This is a genomic window from Streptoalloteichus tenebrarius (assembly GCF_024171885.1).
GTDB classification, from domain to species: domain Bacteria; phylum Actinomycetota; class Actinomycetes; order Mycobacteriales; family Pseudonocardiaceae; genus Streptoalloteichus; species Streptoalloteichus tenebrarius.
In genome coordinates this window covers 126592-145079 of sequence record NZ_JAMTCP010000005.1, presented here as the reverse complement: position 1 = coordinate 145079, position 18488 = coordinate 126592, and the positions used below count along the sequence as shown (strand labels likewise).

General features: G+C 73.2%; 13 protein-coding genes. 8 read left to right on the top strand and 5 right to left on the bottom strand.

Annotated elements, in window-relative coordinates; genetic code table 11:
- Positions 1 to 53: 53 nt before the first annotated feature.
- Complete coding sequence (locus LX15_RS07455; protein WP_253668756.1) at positions 54 to 2651, bottom strand: excinuclease ABC subunit UvrA; 2598 nt, start codon at positions 2649 to 2651, stop codon at positions 54 to 56.
- 692 nt (positions 2652 to 3343) lie between these two features.
- Between LX15_RS07455 and LX15_RS07450 the strand changes: the two genes are divergently transcribed.
- From LX15_RS07450 to LX15_RS07440, 3 genes are all read left to right on the top strand, one after another.
- Positions 3344 to 4525 (top strand): methyltransferase, encoded by a 1182-nt coding sequence (locus LX15_RS07450; RefSeq protein ID WP_253668755.1) that lies wholly within the window; start codon positions 3344 to 3346, stop codon positions 4523 to 4525.
- Positions 4526 to 4730: 205 nt separating this feature from the next.
- On the top strand, positions 4731 to 5204 hold the full coding sequence (locus tag LX15_RS07445; protein WP_253668754.1) for an ester cyclase: 474 nt from the start codon (positions 4731 to 4733) through the stop codon (positions 5202 to 5204).
- 576 nt (positions 5205 to 5780) lie between these two features.
- Complete coding sequence (locus tag LX15_RS07440; protein WP_253668753.1) at positions 5781 to 7352, top strand: MFS transporter; 1572 nt, start codon at positions 5781 to 5783, stop codon at positions 7350 to 7352.
- Between the two features lie 62 nt (positions 7353 to 7414).
- On the opposite strand, the gene LX15_RS07435 is transcribed toward LX15_RS07440, so the two are convergent.
- On the bottom strand, positions 7415 to 8476 hold the full coding sequence (locus LX15_RS07435; RefSeq protein WP_253668752.1) for a methyltransferase: 1062 nt from the start codon (positions 8474 to 8476) through the stop codon (positions 7415 to 7417).
- A gap of 438 nt (positions 8477 to 8914) precedes the next feature.
- Between LX15_RS07435 and LX15_RS07430 the strand changes: the two genes are divergently transcribed.
- Together LX15_RS07430 and LX15_RS07425 are read left to right on the top strand one after the other, a co-directional pair.
- Positions 8915 to 10036, top strand: a complete 1122-nt coding sequence (locus LX15_RS07430; RefSeq protein ID WP_253668751.1) for a 3'-5' exonuclease — start codon at positions 8915 to 8917, stop codon at positions 10034 to 10036.
- A 646-nt stretch (positions 10037 to 10682) separates the two neighbouring features.
- Positions 10683 to 12701: a hypothetical protein gene (locus LX15_RS07425; protein WP_253668750.1), complete on the top strand. Its 2019-nt coding sequence runs from the start codon at positions 10683 to 10685 to the stop codon at positions 12699 to 12701.
- A gap of 166 nt (positions 12702 to 12867) precedes the next feature.
- Here LX15_RS07425 and LX15_RS07420 read toward each other — a convergent pair whose 3' ends face one another.
- Positions 12868 to 13338, bottom strand: coding sequence for a cupin domain-containing protein (locus tag LX15_RS07420; RefSeq protein WP_253668749.1), 471 nt, complete (start codon positions 13336 to 13338; stop codon positions 12868 to 12870).
- Entirely contained in the window at positions 13335 to 14120 is a 786-nt protein-coding gene (locus LX15_RS07415; RefSeq protein WP_253668748.1) for an SDR family NAD(P)-dependent oxidoreductase, read from the bottom strand. Before LX15_RS07415 ends, LX15_RS07420 begins: the two co-directional genes overlap by 4 nt.
- Positions 14121 to 14878: 758 nt before the next feature.
- Between LX15_RS07415 and LX15_RS07410 the strand changes: the two genes are divergently transcribed.
- On the top strand, positions 14879 to 15403 hold the full coding sequence (locus LX15_RS07410; RefSeq protein ID WP_253668747.1) for a hypothetical protein: 525 nt from the start codon (positions 14879 to 14881) through the stop codon (positions 15401 to 15403).
- A gap of 51 nt (positions 15404 to 15454) precedes the next feature.
- Here LX15_RS07410 and LX15_RS07405 read toward each other — a convergent pair whose 3' ends face one another.
- Positions 15455 to 15667 (bottom strand): hypothetical protein, encoded by a 213-nt coding sequence (locus LX15_RS07405; RefSeq protein WP_253668746.1) that lies wholly within the window; start codon positions 15665 to 15667, stop codon positions 15455 to 15457.
- A 408-nt stretch (positions 15668 to 16075) separates the two neighbouring features.
- Here LX15_RS07405 and LX15_RS32295 point away from each other — a divergent pair, with 408 nt between their 5' ends.
- Positions 16076 to 17560, top strand: a complete 1485-nt coding sequence (locus tag LX15_RS32295) for a PPE domain-containing protein (protein WP_301304170.1) — start codon at positions 16076 to 16078, stop codon at positions 17558 to 17560.
- An 83-nt stretch (positions 17561 to 17643) separates the two neighbouring features.
- Positions 17644 to 18465: an ESX secretion-associated protein EspG gene (locus LX15_RS07390; RefSeq protein WP_253668745.1), complete on the top strand. Its 822-nt coding sequence runs from the start codon at positions 17644 to 17646 to the stop codon at positions 18463 to 18465.
- Positions 18466 to 18488: the final 23 nt, after the last annotated feature.

Below are 18488 nucleotides of genomic sequence, written 5' to 3'. Positions count from 1 at the left end.
GCGCCGCCACGGCCCCGCACCGGGAACCGGTCGTGGCGGCGCGGCGCGCGGGCTCACACCTGCCCGGTCTCCAGCAGGCGGCGCAGGTGGCGCGCGGTCGGCCCCTCGCCGGCGGCCACCTCGCGGACACCGCCCTGGTTCACCAGGCGACCGCCCTCCACCCCGGCGCCGGGGCCCATGTCGAGGATCCAGTCCGCGCAGCCGGCGAAGTGCAGGTCGTGCTCGGCGACCACCACCGTGTTGCCCCCGGCCAGCAACGCCTCGAACGCGTCGACCATGCACTGCACGTTGGCCGGGTGCAGGCCGGTGACCGGCTCGTCCAGGATCACCAGGCCGTGGCTGTCGCCCCTGGTGCCCCGCATGATGGCGCTGGCCAGCTTGAGCCGCTGGGCCTCGCCGCCGGACAGCTCGGTGGCGCTCTGCCCGAGCTGGAGGTAGCCCAGCCCGACGCGCCGCATCGCCCGCAAGGTGGTGGCCAGGGTCTTCGGGCTCGTCAGCCGCTCGGCCGCCTCGTCGACGGTCAGGTCGAGCACCTGGTCGACGGCCATGCCCTGGTAGGTGACCTCCAGGACCTCCTCCCTGAACCGCCGGCCGTCGCAGGCGTCGCAGGTGACCCACACGTCGGGCAGGAAGTGCATCTCCACCAGGCGGCGACCGTAGCCCTTGCAGACCTCGCACCGGCCGCCCTCGGAGTTGAACGAGAACGACGAGCTGGTCAGGCCGCGCGCCCTGGCCTCGGCCGTGCCGGCGAAGAGCTGGCGGATCGCGTCGAACGCCTTGGTGTAGGTGGCCGGGTTGGAACGCGGGGTCCTGCCGATCGGGTCCTGGTCGACCACCGTCACCCAGTCGAGATGGCCCAGCCCCTCCACGCGCCCGACGGCCTCGGCCCTGCCGCCGTCCAGCCCCGCACGCACGGCCGCGGCGAGCCCCTGGTGCAGCAGGCTGCTCTTGCCGCTGCCGCTGACGCCGGTGATGCAGGTCAGCCGGTCCACCGGGAAGGCCACCCTGTCCAGGCGGACGTTGTGCGTGGCGACGTCGACCAGCGTGATCCACCGACCGGAGCCGGGGGTGACCGGGCGGCGCTCGCGCACGGCCCGCTTCCGGCCGTGGTCCAGGTACCGGCCGGTCAGCGACTCGGGGTGCGCGGCGACCTCGGCCGGCGGCGCGGAGGCGACGAGCCGGCCGCCGTCCCGCCCGGCCCCGGGGCCGATGTCGATCACCCAGTCCGCCCTGCGCACCAGCTCGGGGTCGTGCTCGACCAGCAGGACGGTGTTCCCGGCGTCCCTGATCCCGGCGAGGATCTCGAACAGCGGCTCCTTGTCCGCGGGGTGCAGGCCGGAGCTGGGCTCGTCCAGCACGAAGATGATCCCGGTCAACGCCGTGCCGAGCTGGGCGGCGACCCGCGCGCGTTGCAGCTCGCCCCCGGACAACGACGGCGCGTTCCTGCTGATCTGGACGTGCGACAGGCCGAGCAGGTTCAGCAGCCGCAGCCGGGAGGCGATCTCCGGCAGCAGCGTGTCGGCGATCTCCCGCTGCGCCGGTGTCAGCTCCCGGTCGACCGCGTCGACCCAGCGGCTGACCTGGTTCACGGGGAGGGTGATCACCTCCAGGTAGGTCAGCCCGCCGAGCCGGACGCTCCTGGCCGTCTCACCGAACCCGCTGCCCCCGCACTCCTCGCAGGTCACCTGGCGCATGAACCGCGCGTAGCGCTGCTTGGCCGTGTCGGTGGTGGCGGCGGCGAACAGCCGTTCCACCTCGGCCACCGCGCCCCGGAACCCCTGCTTGTTGTTGTAGATCCACTCCGACGCGGTGTTCCTGTTCGGGATGCGGATGCTGACCGCGATCTCCTCGTCGCCGGTGCCGTACAGCATGGCCTCCCGGAAGCGCTCCGGCAGCTCCCGCCACGGCACGCTCAGGTCGACGCCGTAGTGCTCGGCCACCGACGGCACGGCCGCCTGCTCCGGGGAGATCAGCTTCGCGTACCACGGCGAGGCGCCGTCCAACAGCGGCAGGTCGGGCCGGGTGATGATGAGGTCGGGGTCGGCGTGCAGTGTCCCCCCGGAGCCGTGGCAGGCGGGGCAGGAGCCCTCCGGGGTGTGCCGGTCGAAGTGCATGCTGGTCAGCAACGGCTCGCCGGCGCCGCCCGCGCCATCTGGGCCGTCTGGGCCGGTCGCGGAGGCGAACCTCGGCAGCCGCGAGTACATCAGCCCGAGGTAGGCGTCGATGCCGGTCATCGTGCCGATGGTCGAGCGGGCGTTGCGGTTCAGCTTGCGCTGGTCCACCGCCAGCGTGGCGCCCAGGTTGCTGATGCGGTCCACCTGGGGCCGGTCCCTGGGCGTCACGTACTGCCGGACGAACGGCGACAGCCCCTCCAGGTACCGGAGCTGGGCCTCGGCGTGCACGGTGTCGATCGCCAACGAGGTCTTGCCGCTGCCGCTGACGCCGGTGAACGCCACGATCCGCCCGCGCGGGATGCGCACGGTCACGTCCCGCAGGTTGTGGGTGCGGGCGCCGACGACCTCGATCCACCCGTCCCCGCCGTCCCCGCCGGTGCCGCCGGCGCGGCCGTCCCCGCCGCCGGCCGCGCCGCTCACGCGCGTCGCCTCGGTCGTGGTGTCCGTCGCCGTGCTGCCCGACATGTGCTCCTCCATGTCTCCCCCATCCCGCGCCCCGGGGTTCCCCCGTGGGTTTTCGGCCGCGTCGAGCATAGGGGTGCCGCGCACCCCGAATTCATCGAGCCCCACACACGGCAATCCGGCAAACATATTCACCCGAATGGCGGTATTGACCGACTGGGGAGAGCCACCGGAGGCCACCACTCCGGACACTCCACGCGTTTTCCTCACCAACCGTCGCAGGCCCGGCGCGGCAACCCCCTCACGCCGAGGAGAATGCGGGGAGCACACATCCGACAAGACGACACCACACCCATCGATGTGGCTTTGACCAGCTCAAACATGGCTCTCACGCAGGGCGCTCCCCCGCGGCGCGCGGGAACCGGAACGACGAGCGGCCAAGCCCCCACAACGCGGACAACCTCCGGCCGGAAACCGGCCAAGAATTACATGACAAAAACTGACATCGGCGCGGTCGAGGTGCCCGCGAGCCACCGAGCACACCTCGACTCCGCCCGTGCGCCACCCCGGTCCTCCTTTTCACCCAGAATCACTCACCCATCGTCCGGAGACCACGAGGAACTCGTTCAGCACAATCTCGGAAACACAACCGAAAAACGGACGTGCAGTCGCTTCGACGCGTTGTCCGCCCACCTTCACGACTCCGGACCCCACTCCTGCCACCACCCGCCAACGCACCCGTTCCGCACGTTCCCAGGAGAGCCGCGATGACAGACCAGACGACGAGCCGCACCCCGCGGGCGCGGCGACGGGACGACCTCGCGTTGGCGGCGCGGATGCGGGAGATGCTGTTCGCGCAGCTCGTGTCGCGCTGCCTGTGCGCGGTCACCCAGCTCGCCGTGCCCGACCTGCTCGCCCACGGCCCACTGTCGGCCGACGAGCTGGCCACGCGCACGGGCGCGCACCCCGCCGCGCTCCGCCGCCTGATGCGCGCGTTGGTGATGTTCGAGGTGTTCGCCGAACCCGCGCCCGACGTCTTCGCGCTCACCCCGCTCGGCGCGACGCTGCGCTGGGACGCGCCGGCGTCGGCCCGGCCGTCCGCCCTGCTCGTCGGCGACGTGGTCGGCACGACGTGGAACGAGCTGACCAGGGCGGTCCGCACCGGGAGGCCCGCCTTCCGCGAGGCCTTCGGCACGAGCTTCTTCGACTACCTGGAGCAGCGGCCCGAGGTCAGGGGGATCTTCGCCAGCTCGCAGGCCGAGGGGCTCGCGCTGGAGATCGACGAGATCCTCGCCCACGCGTGGTTCCCCGAGCGGGGCCTGATCGTCGACGTCGGCGGGGGCGACGGCGCCTTCCTGACCAGGGTGCTCGACGCCCACCCGCTGGCCAGCGGGATCGTGTTCGACCTGCCGGCCACGGCAGCGCTCGCCGCCCGCCGGGTGGCGGAGCGCGGGCTCGGCGACCGGTGCGTCGCCCGCTCCGGCGACTTCTTCACGGCGGTGCCGACCGGCGGCAACCTCTACCTGCTCTCCCACGTCCTGCACGACTGGAGCGACGCGGACGCCCTGCGCCTGCTGCGCGTGTGCGTCGCCGCCATGCCGGACCACGCGACGCTGCTCGTGATCGACCTCGTCACGGCGGAGCGCGGCGAGTCCGACCCCGGCTACCGATATGCCGCGTTGCTCGACCTGTACATGCTGTCGCTGTTCGGCGGGGACGGGGGCAGGGAGCGCACCAGGGGCGAGTTCGTCTCCCTGCTCAGGGCGGCGGGACTGGTCGACGTGCAGGTGCGGCGGCTGCCCAGCGGCATGGGCGTCATCACCGCCAGACCGGGCAGGACGGGCGCCGGTGGCGCCGATGCCACTGCCGGCGTCCGACCGGGGGCGACCGACAACGGGCACCCCGGCCCGGCGTCCGCGCGACCCGACCACGGCGCGGACCGATCTTGACCCTTCCGGCGTGGCGCCCTGACGTCGGAACTGTTTTCGTCTGTTCGCGCCGACCGTTCCTCCAGCCCGCGACTGAAATCGAGCGGACAATCCCCCTTCTTTTCCGAGGCTTTCCCCGCCGATGTTCGGCGGCGGAGTGCGACACGAGGACGCGATATCAGGAGAACCGGCGGACGACAGCGCCGAAACACGGGAAAGGAACGCCATGTCACACGACAGGGAAGCGATTGTCCGGTTGTACCGGCGGTGGATCGACGAGCTGTGGCACGCCGACCACGACCGCATCGCCGTGATCGCCAGGGAGATCTTCTCCGCCGACTTCGTCGGCCGGTGGCCGGAGGCGTCGGTGCACGGCCCCGACGAGCTGGCGGAGTGGCTGCGCGCGGGTCTGGTGTCGTTCACCGAGCCGAGGATGACGGTCGACCTCGGGCCGCTGGTCGACGGCGACCTGGTGGCCGCGCGGTGGACGTTCCGAGGCAGGTACGCGGGCGGCATCCCGGGGGCGACCGCCCCGGTCGGCACGGAGATCGCCTTCTCCGGCATGGAGTTCCTCCGGTACGCCGACGGCCGGTTCGTGGAGTACTGGGTCTCGTCCAACGAGGTCGACTCGCACCGCCAGCTCGGCTTCGCCGTCGCCGGCTGCTTCGAGATGGAGGCGGCTCCGACGACCACGACGTGACGGCGGCGGGCGGAGGGGCCGGGCCGACGCCGCCCCCGAGCCGGGGCGGGCGACGCCCGCCCCACCCGCCCGCGCGCCCCCCGAACGAACGAACGCGGCCGGGCGCCGCTGAGCGCCGCCGGGCGCGGACGAGGAGTGGACGAGGAGCGAGCGAGGAGCGGAGACGCGGGGAAGAATCACTGACATTCTCTGCCATTCTTCGCCACTCCTGTGAGTGAATGCGCGGCCCACGCTGGGGCTATTCGTGGGAAAAGTCGCCAACCCATGCCCGGAAATCCCCCCGAACGCGCCGCGGTGACGCCAGGAGGTCTAGGATTTCCGACTGCGGAACCGCCGGACGCGGTCATGACCGACGTCGATGTGGGGCGCGCGAAAGCCGGGCGAGTCACCAGCGGTCGTCGTCACGCCCGCACCGGCGCCGGACCGGCCGCGCGGTTCCGCTGGGGCGGGTGACGCGGCGTGGGCTGTCCTCGGCGCCCGTCCCCAGCATCGGCGTCCGCTCCGCCTCGCCAGCCCTCCGCGCCCAGTCCCCGCCCGCTCTCCACCCACTCTCTTCTCGTCGGAAAGGACCCGGGCATGCCCGCCCAGACACCGTCCGCACGCGGCCGCCTGATCCTCGTCGTGCTGTGCGCGGCCCAGTTCATGATCTCGTTGGACACCACCGTCGTCACCGTCGGGCTCCCCGTGATCCAGCGGGAGCTGGGCGTGGCGCCGGCCGAGCTCCAGTGGGTCACCACCGCCTACACCCTGACCTTCGGCGGCCTGCTCATGCTCGCCGGCCGGTTCGGCGACCTGTTCGGCCGGCGGCGGATGCTCGTCGTCGGGCTCGCCGTGTTCACCGCCGCGTCCCTGCTGTGCGGCGTCAGCCAGGCCGGCTGGCAGCTCTTCGCGGCCAGGGGGCTCCAGGGCGTGGGGGCGGCGATCGTCATCCCCGCGTCGTTGTCCGTCGTCACGACCTCCTTCGCCGAGGGGCCGGAACGCAACCGGGCGATGGGACTGTGGGCGGTGATCGCCACCGGCGGCGCGATCACCGGCTACGCCCTCGGCGGCGTGGTCGCCGGTCTGCTGGGCTGGCGGTGGATCTTCTTCATCAACCTGCCGCTGGGCGTGTTCGCGGTCGGGTCGGTGCTGCGGCTGCTGGCCGCCGACACCCCGACGCAGCGGCAGCGGCTGGACGTGCCGGGGGCGGCGACGATGACCGCCGGGTTGCTCCTGCTGGTCTTCGCCATCACCTCGGTGACGGGGCACGGCGTCGACGAGACCGTCGTCGCCGCCGCGACCGGGGCCGTCGTGTTGCTCGCCGCCTTCGTCCTGGTGGAGCGGGGCCACCCCGCCCCGCTCGTCCGGTTCGGGCTCTTCCGCAACCGCAACGTGGTCGCGGGCAACGTGATCAACGCCGTGAACGCCGGCACGTCGATGGTCGTCACGTTCCTCGCGACCCTGTACCTCCAGAAGGTGCTGGGGCTGCCGCCGTTCCTGGCCGGCATCGCGTTCGCCCCGGTGAGCATCCTGATCATGCTGGTCGGCAGGAGGACCGCGCCGCTCGTCGCCCGGTTCGGGGCCAGGACCCTGCTGCGGGCGGGGGCCGTGGTCACCGCCCTCGGCGCGCTCTGGCTGAGCCGGATGACGGTGGACGGCAGCTACCTGGTCACCGTCCTGCCCGGGATCCTGATGACCGGCCTGGGGGCCGGGCTGTCGTTCGCCCCGTCGATGATCGTGGCGACCTCGGGCGTGGCCGACGACGACCAGGGGTTGGCCTCCGGCCTGGTGAGCACCGCCCAGCAGGTCGGGGGCGCGACCGGGCTGGCGGTGTTCGCCACCGTGGCCACGGCCGGCATGGAGTCGGCCGGCGGGCCCGAGGAGCAGGCCTTGGTCTCCGGGTTCCACCTCGCCTACCTCGCGGTGATCATCCTGCCGGTCACGACGTTCGTGGCGACGACCCTGGTCCGCGTGCCGTCCGCGCCCGCCTCTCCGGCCTCCCCCGCGTCCTCCGTCTCCCCCGCGTCCTCCGCCGCCACCGGGTCCGGGACGGACCCGTCCGACACCCCCGAGGCCACGCCGGCCACCGGACCGGACGCCCGGACCAGGACCCGCGCCACGGGCGGAGACACCACCGACGGAGAACTGGCCGACCCGCCCCGATCCTGAGTCGGCGGCTCCGGTGTGGCCGGCGGCGACGGGGCCTCTCCGCCGGCCACACCGGAGGGCGATCACCGGGGGAGCCGGTACTCCACGAGGTACATGTGCGAGTAGTCGGTGGGCCGGGTCGCGGTCAGCTCCAGCCCCGCGGCCCGGCCGACCGCGCGGAACTCGTCCAGCTCCCGCTCCTTCCCGCCGAGCAGCAACAGGATGCGCAGGTTCGCGTCCCTGACGTGGAGCTGGTAGTCGTCGTCGGTCAGGATGCGTTCGATCACCAGCACGCGGCTGTCCCGCCCCGCGGCCTCCGCGCAGCGCCGCAGGATGCGGGTCGCGTTCTCGTCGTCCCAGTTGCGCAGGATGTTGGTCAGCACGTACGCGTCGGCGCCCTCGGGCAACGGATCGAAGAGGCTCTGGGTGACGGTGACGCAGCGGTCCCCGACCTCGGCCAGGGCGTCCCCCGCGCCCAGCGCCGTCTCCTCGGGGTCCTCCACGAGGGTTCCGCGCATGGTGGGGTGCTCGCGCAGCAGCTCGGCCAGGAAGGTTCCCGCGCCGGTGCCGCCGCCCACGTCCACCACGTGACCGAAGGAGGACCAGTCGTAGGAGCGGCGCAGGTCCGCGCCGAACCACCGCGTGTGCGAGGCCATGACCTTGTTGAAGGACAACGTCTCGTCCTGGTAGGCGTCCTGGTCCTTCCAGAAGCTCCGCCCGAAGACGTCGCGATAGACCGAGCGCCCGGTGCGGACCGCCGTCGCCAGGTGCGCCGTGACCTGGTCCAGGCGCGCGCCGAACCCGTTCTGGTCCAGGAAGGCGCGCAGTCCGATCGGATGGTCCTCGCGCAGCAGCTCGCCCAGTTCGGTCAGCTCGTAGCTCCGGGGCGCGGTCCGGCGGAAGACGTCGAGCGCGCTCAGGTAGAGCAGCAGCCGGTTCAGCGCGTCGGCGTCACTGCCCGTGCGGGCGGCCAGCTCGTCCGCCCCGGTCACGCCCCGGGCCACCAGGTCGGGCAGGCGCAGCGTGGCGGCGACCCGGATGGCCCACGGCGCCATGAGGCTCGCCATCCTGCCGATCTCGTTCAGCAGCCGGGTCTCGTCGGACGCCGGGGTCGCCGGGGGCGCGGGAGTCGCCTCGTCGGTCATGCTCGTCCCTCCACAAAGGACAGAAAAGCCACGGGCGGGAACGCGGACGGCGGTGGGCCGCCGAATCCGGCGTCACGCGGGGTCGCGGGACGCCGCGAACCACCGACGCGAGACCGCCGCCGTTTCACGGAACGGCGAAGCGGGGGAATTCCGTCGAATGCGGCGAACACGATCACGTCTGTCGCGACCGCGTTTTCCCGTGGTCTGGTACGGTGATCGCTGATCATTTCCGGTGATCGACCGCCCCATGGTCGCACCGCGCCCGCGCCGCGACGCGTTCCCCGGAAAGAAAACCGACAGAACCGCGCGCGGATCACGCGCCGCCGCACGGCGGGCCGCGCCCCTCGGGCCGTGTTCCCTGGGCTGATCGGGTGATCATCGCCACGTCCCGCCCGTCGGGCCGCCGTTCGCGGGGGTGTGGCGTCCTACCGTCGAGAGGTGCGCGCGCTGGTCCACGATCTCGCCCTCGCCAGGGACGGCGAGGTCCCGGCCCGTGACCTGGAGTTCACGGCGGTCGACTTCGAGACGACCAGCCTGGCCCCGCCGGGCCGGGTGATCGAGGTGGGCGCGGTGCGCATGCGGGGCGACGGCACGGTGCTGGCTGAGATGTCCACTTTGGTCGATCCAGGCCCCGGCGTCGCCCCCGGCGCGACCTGGGTGCACCGGATCACCCGCGAGCACCTCGACGGCGCGCCCACCATGGCCGAGGTGATCGGGGACCTGTTGTCGCTGTGCGAGGGCAGCGTCCTGGTCGCGCACAACCTGGCCTTCGAGGAGCGGTTCCTCGCGCACGAGCTGGAGCTGCTCGGCCTCACCGCGCCCCCGCTGCCCGGCCTGTGCACGCTCCGCGCCGCGCGGACGCACCTGGGGGCGGGCAGTTGCCAGCTCGGCGCCCTGGTCGAGGCGTTCGGGCTGCCCGCCGTGGCGATCCACGCCGCCCTCGACGACGCCAGGGCCTGCGGCCAGCTCCTGCTGGCCCTGCTGGCCCCGCCGCACGAGCTGCGCCTGGCGTCCCGGCCGCGCCACCACCGGCTGCCGGTGGTGCCCTCGTCCGGCCGGTCCCTGCCGAGGGCCGCGGCGCTGCGGGCCGGCCGACGCGGCTGGATGGCCTGCCTGATGGACCGCCTGCCGGCGCGTGGCCTGCACCCACCCCAGCCCGAGGGGGTCGCCGCCTACCGCGCGTTGCTGACCTCGGTGCTGGCGCAGGGGCGCATCACGGGGCCGAAGGCCAAGCTGCTCGCCCGCCAGGCCGGGCGGGCGGGGATGTCCCGGGCCGACCTCGTCCGGGTGCACCGGGCGGTCCTGGAGGAGGAGATCGCGCGCGCCGGCGGCCCCGCCGGCCCCGGAGGCCAGGACGGCCCGGACGGCGACCGGCTCCGCCGCCTCGCCGCGACCCTCGGCCTGCCGGACCTGTCGGACCTGTCGGGTCCGCCGGACCTGCCCGGCCTGCCGGAACAGGCGGTCGCGCCGCCGACCGAGCTGGTCGCGGCCCCGCCGTCCGGTGGGTGTTCGACGGCCGACACGCCGTCCGAACGGAGGCTTCCGACGTACCAGGGGTGAGGCGGAACGGGCCGACGGCAGCGCATCGTGTCCGTCGCCGCCCGTCCCACCGCCCCACCCCCGCTGATCGGGTGGACGATCGGCCGCCACTCTCCTCGCGCACCGTGACCAACTGATCAACTTCATGGTCACGAAGCGCGGTCGGCGGACGACGGCCCCCGGCCCGTCCTCCCGCGCCCCTGTCCCTCACCCGCGCAGCCCGGCTACTGATCGCGTTCACTCGCCTCGCCAGGTCCGGGCGCCGCCATCCGGGTGAGTGAAAAATCGGGTCCGCATTTGGAAAAGGACGGGGCGCCGGGTTTGGCCACACCCCCGTAACCAGTACAGGCGTTTCTTCGGATCTCGTCCTGTTCGCCGCTGCCGAACTTGGTAAGCAGTATTGGCGGAACAACGGTCCGCCTCCGAAAACTGATCAACAGCATCGGCTGGAGATCAACGACAACGCGACGACAACTCCACCAGTCCGCAGGACCACAGACCTGCCGAACCACCGGGCCCTCCCGAGGCCCGTCGCACGGACGACCGAGTCGGCAGCGCGTCGGCACGGAGATCCCGGGCGGTGTCCCTGATTCCGCGCCCCGACCGCGGCAGCCGCCAGCAAGGCCCGCCGGGTCCGCAGAACCCGGGGACAAGGAAAGGAAGTGCGATGTCGAAACAGATTCGCCGAGGCTTGGCCGTAGCCTCGATCGCGGGCAGTCTCTGGCTCCCCAGCCTGCTGTCCGCGGGCCCCGCGCAAGCGGCCGAACCACTGGAGGACGGGGCCAGGGCCCACAGCTCCCTCCAGTGGCTGCCGTTCCAGTTGCAGGCGGGGCACGCCGGCGGGGACGCGACCTTGGGCAACTTCGCGGACACCGGTGTCTCCGGTGACACCGGTGACGCGCTGACCTTCGGCGGCAATAGCTGGAAGAACGTCTGCAAGATCCTGGTGGGCGACGACACCGGCAAGCTCTGCGGCGGCGGCGCCCAGGAGTCCGGCAACGTCAACAGTGGCGACAGCGGGGACTCCGGTGACGCCGGCATCAACAGCCAGGCCCACGGCCGCAGCGGCCACGGGCACAAGGGCCACCACCACAAGGGCCATCACAAGGGTCACCACCACAAGGGGCACGGCCACCACCACAAGGGCCACCGCCCGTACCACCACTACGGCCACCACGGCTACTACGACTACTTCAGCGAGGAGGCCGCGAGCTGGAACGTCGCCGCCACCGGCGACACCGGCGACACCGGCGACGCGCTGACCAGTGGTGGCAACAACTACAACGACGTCGACTGCATCACCGTGGCCGGCGACGAGGACGGCACCACCTGCCTGGGCACGGTGGGCTCCGGCAACGTCGAGACCGGCGACTCCGGCGACTCCGGTGACGTCGACGTCGACAGCGTCACCACCACGGGCCACTGGTTCCACAAGTGGTTCAAGGGCCACAAGGGTGACAAGGGTGAGGCCGAGAAGATCTCCGACCGTGACGGGTACGGCCACCACCACGGCTACGGCCACCACCACAAGGGTTACGGGCACCACAAGGGCTACGGGCACCACAAGGGCTACGGCCACCACCACAAGGGCCACCGCCCGTACCACCACCACCACGGTTACGGCCCGTACTCCGAGCACTACGACTACTACGACAGCGACGCCACCAGCGGCAACGTCGGCGTCTCGGGTGACTCCGGCGACTCCGGCGACGCCATCTCGACCGGTGGCAACAACTTCGGCGACGTGCACTGCATCGCCATCGCCAGCGAGGACACCACCTGCGTGGGCGCCCTGGCCTCCGGCAACGCGGCCACCGGTGTCACCGGTGACTCCGGCGACGTCGACATCGACAGCGCCACCGCCGCCGGCTACGGCCACAAGCGGTTCGGTCACAAGGGCTACGGCGACCGGACCTACGGCCACAAGGGCCACGGCTACGGCCACCACGGCTACGGCCACGGCCACCACAAGGGCTACGGTCACCACGGCTACGGCCACCACAAGGGTTACGGGCACCACCACGGCTACGGCCACGACTCCGACGCCACCAGCGGCAACGTCGGGATCTCCGGTGACACCGGCGACTCCGGCGACGTGATCGCCGCTGGCGGCAACAACTACGGCGACGTGCACTGCATCGCGATCGCCAGCTCGACGACCTTCTGCAGTGGCGCCGTCGCCTCCGGCAACGCCGCGAGCGGCGACACCGGTGACTCCGGCGACGTCGACATCGACAGCGCCACCGCGAGTGGGCACGGCAAGGGCTACGGTCACCACGGCTACGGCCACCACGGCTACGGCTACGGCCACCACAAGGGCTACGGTCACCACGGCTACGGCCACCACAAGGGTTACGGGCACCACAAGGGGTACGGCCACCACCACGGCTACGGCCACCACCACAAGGGGTACGGTCACCACAGCTACGGCAGCTACGGTGACGACGACGCCGTCAGCGCCAACCTCTCCGCGAGCGGCGACTCCGGCGACTCCGGTGACGCCATCTCCACCGGTGGCAACAACTACGGCGACGTGGACGCCATCGCGATCGCCAGCGAGGACACCACCGCCATCGGCACCGCCGGCTCCGGCAACGCCGAGTCCGGTGACACCGGTGACACCGGCGAGTCCGAGGTGGACAGCGCCACCGCCGCCGGCTCCGGCAACAAGTTCCGCGACGAGTGACGGCCGAGGACCTGGCGACGTCCTGAGGTGCCTCCCACCGCGCGACGGTGACGCACCGACGACGTCCACCCGGGGCACAAGGGGCGATCCGGTTCCGCCGGATCGCCCCTTCCTCGTGTCCGGGGCACCCGTCGTCCTCAGTGGACGGACGAGGGGCCTCGGGGGATCAGGACCGGCTGAGCCGGCGGATGCGCTCCGCGTGCGCCGGGTGCCGCGCGGCCAGGTCGGCCAGGTCGGCCGCCCCGGCGAACTCCACGGCGTCGTCGGTGTAGGGCGGCGCCATGAACGTGCCCAGCAGGGTCCACGCGCCCAGCGTCTCGGTCGCCTGCCAGGCCCCGGCGGGCACGACGACCTGGGGGCGCTGGCCGGCGGCCAGGTCGGGTCCGAGCACCGGCTCCTCGACCCGGCGGTCCGGGCCCACCAGGAACATGCGGGCGGGCGCGCCGGCGTGGTAGGCGAAGACCTCCGGGTGGGCCAGCCGGTGGAGCGCGGAGAACTCCGGCGCCGCCAGCAGGTAGTAGATGGCCGAGCCGTGGTCGTCGCGCCAGGTCTGGGCCCAGTGCCCGCCCTCGACCGGGAGCGGGCGCAGGCCGAGCAGCTCCACGATCCGCGCGGCCTCCTGGTGCGTCCCGCTCACCACGCCGACCCCGCCGAGACCCCGCCGTCGACGACGAGGTCGTGCCCGGTGATCCAGGAGGCCAGCGGCGAGGCGAGGAAGACGCAGGCGTTCCCGACGTCCTCGGGCGTGCCCAGTCGGGTCAGCGGGGCCGACGCCCGCCACCGCCGGACTCCCTCCGGCCAGTCCCGCTCGATCCCCTCCCTGGTCACCAGGCCGGGGGAGACGCTGTTCACCCTGATGCCGTGCGGCCCGTACTCCACGGCGGCGGCGCGGGCGTGTATCCGCACCGCGGCCTTGGCCGCGCTGTAGTGCGCGTGCCCCACGGCGGGGTGGACGGCCTCGATCGAGGCGATGGAGATGACCGAGCCGCCGTCGCCCTGCTCGATCATGTGCCGGGCGGCCGCCCTGGTGGCGAGGAACGTGCTGTGCGCGTTGGCGGCCACCACCTCGCGCCACCGGTCGAAGTCCATCTCGGGCAGGGGTTCCACCGGCTGCACACCCGCGTTGTTCACGAGCACGTCGATCCGCCCGAACGTGCCCACCACGGCCTCCAGCAGCCGGTCCACGGCCACCGGGTCCCGCAGGTCCGCCTGTTCCCACGACGCCCTGCCGCCCTCGGCGCGGATGCCGGTGGCGAGCCGCCGGGCGCGGTCGGCGCTGGACCAGTAGTGGGCGACCACGGCGGACCCGGCCGCCGCGAAGCGCCGGGCGATCCCCGCTCCGATGTTGCCGCCGGCCCCGGTCACGAGGGTGACCGTGCCGGTCAGGTCGGGCAGTCCGGTGACGGGCGCGTCGGCCATCGCTGCCTCCCGGGCGAACGCTGGGACAGGGCTGGGACCTATGAGAACGGTCCCACATCGCCGCGGCGCCCGACGACGACCGACGCGGACGTGTCCGCGTGTTCGACAGGTCGTGGACAGGGAGGACACCGCTGCCGGGCGAAGTGCAGCCGGACGGACGCGGAGATCCGGGACGGACGCGAACGGCCACCACGTGTCCACTCCGAACCCACACGGGCCCAGCCAGCAGTATTCACCACACCGGCCCGGGCACATCCCCCGGTCGGCCCAATCCCGCCGGCCACCGAGCGAGATCTCGTTGGGGGAAGGCCGAAAGACGTCGGTGCGACCACCGTGGACAGCGGGGGTTCCCCGGTAACGGGTCGTCGGGGCGACACGATCCCAAGATCGCCCCACTGCGACGCGACGGGGGTGTTCGCCTCACGAGGGTGGTGGTCCGTGGCTGGTCGCCCAGCCATGTGTGGGCGCGAGGCCTGCGATCTCGCGCCTCCTCGACGGCCCGGGTCCTTCCCCGCACCACGGGGAAAGCGCTTCCCCACGGCGACCGCTCCCGCGAGCCGCGGGCGTGGAACCTCGCGCACACGAGAAGCACCAGGACCGGACGGGAGAGACGACGTGATCACCGCGCTACGACACGGGAATCGGCCCTACCGCGGCGCACTTCGGTCCATAGTGGACTCCGCGCCCGTCGGGCATGGCGCGGCCCCCTCAACGTTCTCTTCCTCGGGGTCGCCGCTCACGCGACGGGCGCGGCTCGGATGAGCCGGCATCGACTGCGGCTCGCCGGTCTCGTGTGCTGCGGTGTCGTCGCCCTGCTGGCGGTGGCCGGTGTGGCGGCGCGAACCCTGTACCCGGAGAACGGCTCGACCACCCCGCCTCCCCGCACGGCCGCCGCGGCCCCGCACGTCCTGCCGTTCACCGGCTCCACGACGTCTCCGTCCGCCGTCCCGGACACCTCGACAGGAGCGGACATCCGCGCCAGCACGGGGAACTGGGACACCGTCTCTGGCTCCCCGCCCCGCACCGGCGCGTCCGGTCCTCCCCCGGCAGCCCCTGAGCCGGCCCCGGCGGACGTTCCCGAGGGAGCCGACGGCTGCGACCACGCCTACGGCGAGCCTTCCCAGTGCGTGCCGTGGCGGTTCCCTCCGGGGACCGGCGAAGCCTGCGCCTGGTTGCGGGAGCACGGTTTCGGGCCGCTCGCCGTCCGGGGCAGGGATCGCCACCAGCTCGACACCAACCGCGACGGCGTCGCGTGCGGTCGCGGTGACGCCGGCGTCCCCTGAGCCGAGTCCGTTCGGCGCGACCGCCGCCCGGACGCGAGAGGGACGGCGCGCCTACGGGTCCATCCGCGCGCGGGCGCGGACGGCGGCCCGCAACTCCGCCCTGAGCGCTCCCGCCTGCAACGGCTCCAGCAGGACGCGCTCGCCCCGAGGCGTGACCACGACGATGCGCCGCCTGCCGTCCAGCTCCACCCGCAACCGCCCCCGGCGTGCCATCACCCGTCGGCAGCGCTCACGAACCCACCACCGCCACAGCCACCAGGTCATCCCGGCTCCCACACCCCGTCACGTTCCGACCGTTCCTCCGTCGCCGTCGGGAGGAATCCTTTCCACGATCGGACCAACAGGACGTCGGGGGCAGCGGCCATCCGGGCGAACCCGCTCCCCCGCTCCCCACACGACAGGGGAACGCGGGGCGTTGCCGGTGATCAGGGGCGGTCGACGAACCGCGTACCCCCTCCACGGAACTAGCCGGAAACATCCCTCTGGGTGGTTTCGCGCTGCTAACGTCGTTTGTCCGAGCCGTGACCTCGCAGGAGGGGCGATGGCGACCTCGTCGGACCGCGACCCCGGGGGAACGCCCGCGCCTGCTGACGCGGGACACGGGGACGCCGCCATCGGGATCACGACGCGGAGCGAGCCGACGCTGCCCGGACGGTAGGGGTGTGAGAGGCGATGGGCTTCTGGGATTCGGTCGGGGGAGGCCTCGACGACGCGGGCCGGTGGCTGACGGGCCGTCCCTCCCGGGACGAGGAGCGGCGCGCCAGGGACGCGCGGGAGCGGGGTGACGAGCAGCGCGACCGGCTGCACCGGGAGAACCGCCGGTACGAGGACGATGTCAGCGGCTACGACCCGCCGGCGATCAACGCGCGCGACAACTGGGCGTCCTGGGAGCACCAGCGCATCTACGACATGACCCAGAACTCCCTGAAGCCCGGCGAGATGAACGAGATCGCCGCGGCGTGGGAGAAGATCGGGACGAAGCTGACCGAGGCCGCCGGCGACTTCCGCACGGCGCTGCCCAACGCCATCAACGACCACTGGGAGGGGGACGCCGCGCAGGCGGCGGTCGCCGCGGGCGAGCCGATGGCGCGCTGGGGCGACCAGATGGCCGCCGCCACCCAGCTCACCGGCAACAAGCTGCGCGAGGCCGGATCAGCCGCCGAGCAGACCAAGAACACGGTGCCGCCGCCCAAGGAGCACAACTGGGGGCGCACCCTGCTGACGTCGGGGCTCAACCCCGTCGGCGGCGTGATGGACGCCTTCGCCCAGGCCCGGGAGCGGGAGGAGGCCAAGCAGCAGGCGGTGGCCGTGATGAACGCGGTCTACAGCCAGGTGTACCAGCAGGTCGACACGACGGTGCCGGCGTTCAGCCCGCCCGAGGACCCGTCGAAGCCGAAACCGCCACCACCACCTCCCCCGCCTCCGCCACCGCCGCCTCCCCCACCGCCTCCGCCACCGCCCCGCGTGGAGCGGCCGGTGCACCGGCCCTCGCCCGACAAGGACGGCGACGACCGGAGGCAGACGCCTCCGCCTCGGGTGGACCCGCCGCCGGTGACACCGCCCCCGGTGACGCCGCCGCCCCCGCAGCACCCCGACCCGTACCGACCCGATCCCTTCCAGCCGGACCCGCGCCGGCCGGGGCCGTACCAACCCGACCCGGCCGTGGTCGACCCGTCGAGGACGGTGACCCCGACGCCCACGCCAACCCCGGGCCGGTACGGCGACTTCGGCCCCCAGGGCGGCGGCGGGGGCGGCGAGGGCTTCGCCGGCGGCTTCCCTGGCGGTGGCTTCGGTGGAGGACTTCCCGGTGGCGGCGCGGGCGGATTCCGACCCGGCGGCCCCGGTGGCGTGAGCGGTGGCGGCCCCGGCGCCGGCGGTTCCGGCCCGAAGGGCAGCGGTCCCGGACCGGGTGGCCAGAGCGGCGCGCTCGGCGGCCAGCGCGGCGGCCCCGGTGGTTTCGGCCCCACCGGGCCGGGCGGCGCGGGAGCGGGGGCGGGTGGCCGCCCTGGTGCGGCGGGAATGGGCGCGGCGGGAATGGCCCCCGGCGCGGGACGGGGCGGCGCCGAGGACAAGGAGCACCAGCGCCCGAGCTACCTGGTCGAGACCGACGACATCTACGGCATCGACAAGGTCGCTCCCCCGGTCATCGGGGAGTGACGGGACACGTCGACGCGCGGGGCGGCGGCCGGTGACGGCCGCCGTGCCCGCGCGAGGGCACGAGAAGCGAACGAGGAGATCCCATGGCCCCGTCGTGGCGGCTCACCCCGAGGCAACTGGACCAGGTGTGGGAGTCGCTGGATCTCGACGGCTACCCGTTCCCGCTGGAGGTCCGGTCGCACGGCGACACCGTGGAGGAGCGGGCGGAGATCCGCCGGCGCGTGGCGGCCGAGCTGCGCTCGACCGGGCTGCTCCGGGGCGACCAGCTCGACCCGGACCTGGAGGACGCGCTGCGCGCCCTCGCCCGTCCCACCCTCTGGTTGGACGCGGTGTGGCTGCCCGAGCCCACCGCGGTCTCGCCGTTCCGGATGATCGCGGTGCACGGGAGGGACGGCGCGCTGGTCGCGGTGCAGGTCCCCGGCGAGTCCGAGCACCACGGCGGCGACCTGCACGTCGAGCACGTCCCCTCGGTCGACGCGGCCACGGCGGTGGTCGAGCGCCTGCCGGCGGCGCCGCCGGGGCCGCGCCGGGCCGTGAGCCTGCCGGCGGCGGCGCTGGCCCCCTCCGACCAGCGCCGCCGCGCCGACGACGACGAGTTCGGCGGCGTGCTGTCCGCCGTGCACCACGTCGACACGGCCGCGCGCGAGCGCAGGGCCTACGACGAGATCATGAACCAGCCGAGGACGCGGGGCGGGCAGATCGCGGCCAACGCGGTGGACCCGCTCGGCCGCCGGCACCGTTCCGCCGTGCTGAGCTGGTTCGACGTCGATCCTCCCGGGCGGTACGCGCTGCACGGCGACCCCGGCCCCGACGGATCGGAGTGGATCACGGTCGGCCCCGCCGACCCGGCCCGCCTGCGCGCCCGGCTCCACGTGATGGTTCAGAGCGTCCTGCCACGCCGTTAGGGCCCGCCCTCAAGGCCAGGTCG

Bases quoted from the DNA above. Each gene is read 5' to 3' on its own strand.
- LX15_RS07455 (WP_253668756.1), bottom strand. From the start codon at position 2,651: ATGGAGGAGCACATGTCGGGCAGCACGGCGACGGACACCACGACCGAG.
- LX15_RS07450 (WP_253668755.1), top strand. From the start codon at position 3,344: ATGACAGACCAGACGACGAGCCGCACCCCGCGGGCGCGGCGACGGGAC.
- LX15_RS07445 (WP_253668754.1), top strand. From the start codon at position 4,731: ATGTCACACGACAGGGAAGCGATTGTCCGGTTGTACCGGCGGTGGATC.
- LX15_RS07440 (WP_253668753.1), top strand. From the start codon at position 5,781: ATGCCCGCCCAGACACCGTCCGCACGCGGCCGCCTGATCCTCGTCGTG.
- LX15_RS07435 (WP_253668752.1), bottom strand. From the start codon at position 8,476: ATGACCGACGAGGCGACTCCCGCGCCCCCGGCGACCCCGGCGTCCGAC.
- LX15_RS07425 (WP_253668750.1), top strand. From the start codon at position 10,683: ATGTCGAAACAGATTCGCCGAGGCTTGGCCGTAGCCTCGATCGCGGGC.
- LX15_RS07415 (WP_253668748.1), bottom strand. From the start codon at position 14,120: ATGGCCGACGCGCCCGTCACCGGACTGCCCGACCTGACCGGCACGGTC.
- LX15_RS07410 (WP_253668747.1), top strand. From the start codon at position 14,879: ATGAGCCGGCATCGACTGCGGCTCGCCGGTCTCGTGTGCTGCGGTGTC.
- LX15_RS07405 (WP_253668746.1), bottom strand. From the start codon at position 15,667: ATGACCTGGTGGCTGTGGCGGTGGTGGGTTCGTGAGCGCTGCCGACGG.
- LX15_RS32295 (WP_301304170.1), top strand. From the start codon at position 16,076: ATGGGCTTCTGGGATTCGGTCGGGGGAGGCCTCGACGACGCGGGCCGG.
- LX15_RS07390 (WP_253668745.1), top strand. From the start codon at position 17,644: ATGGCCCCGTCGTGGCGGCTCACCCCGAGGCAACTGGACCAGGTGTGG.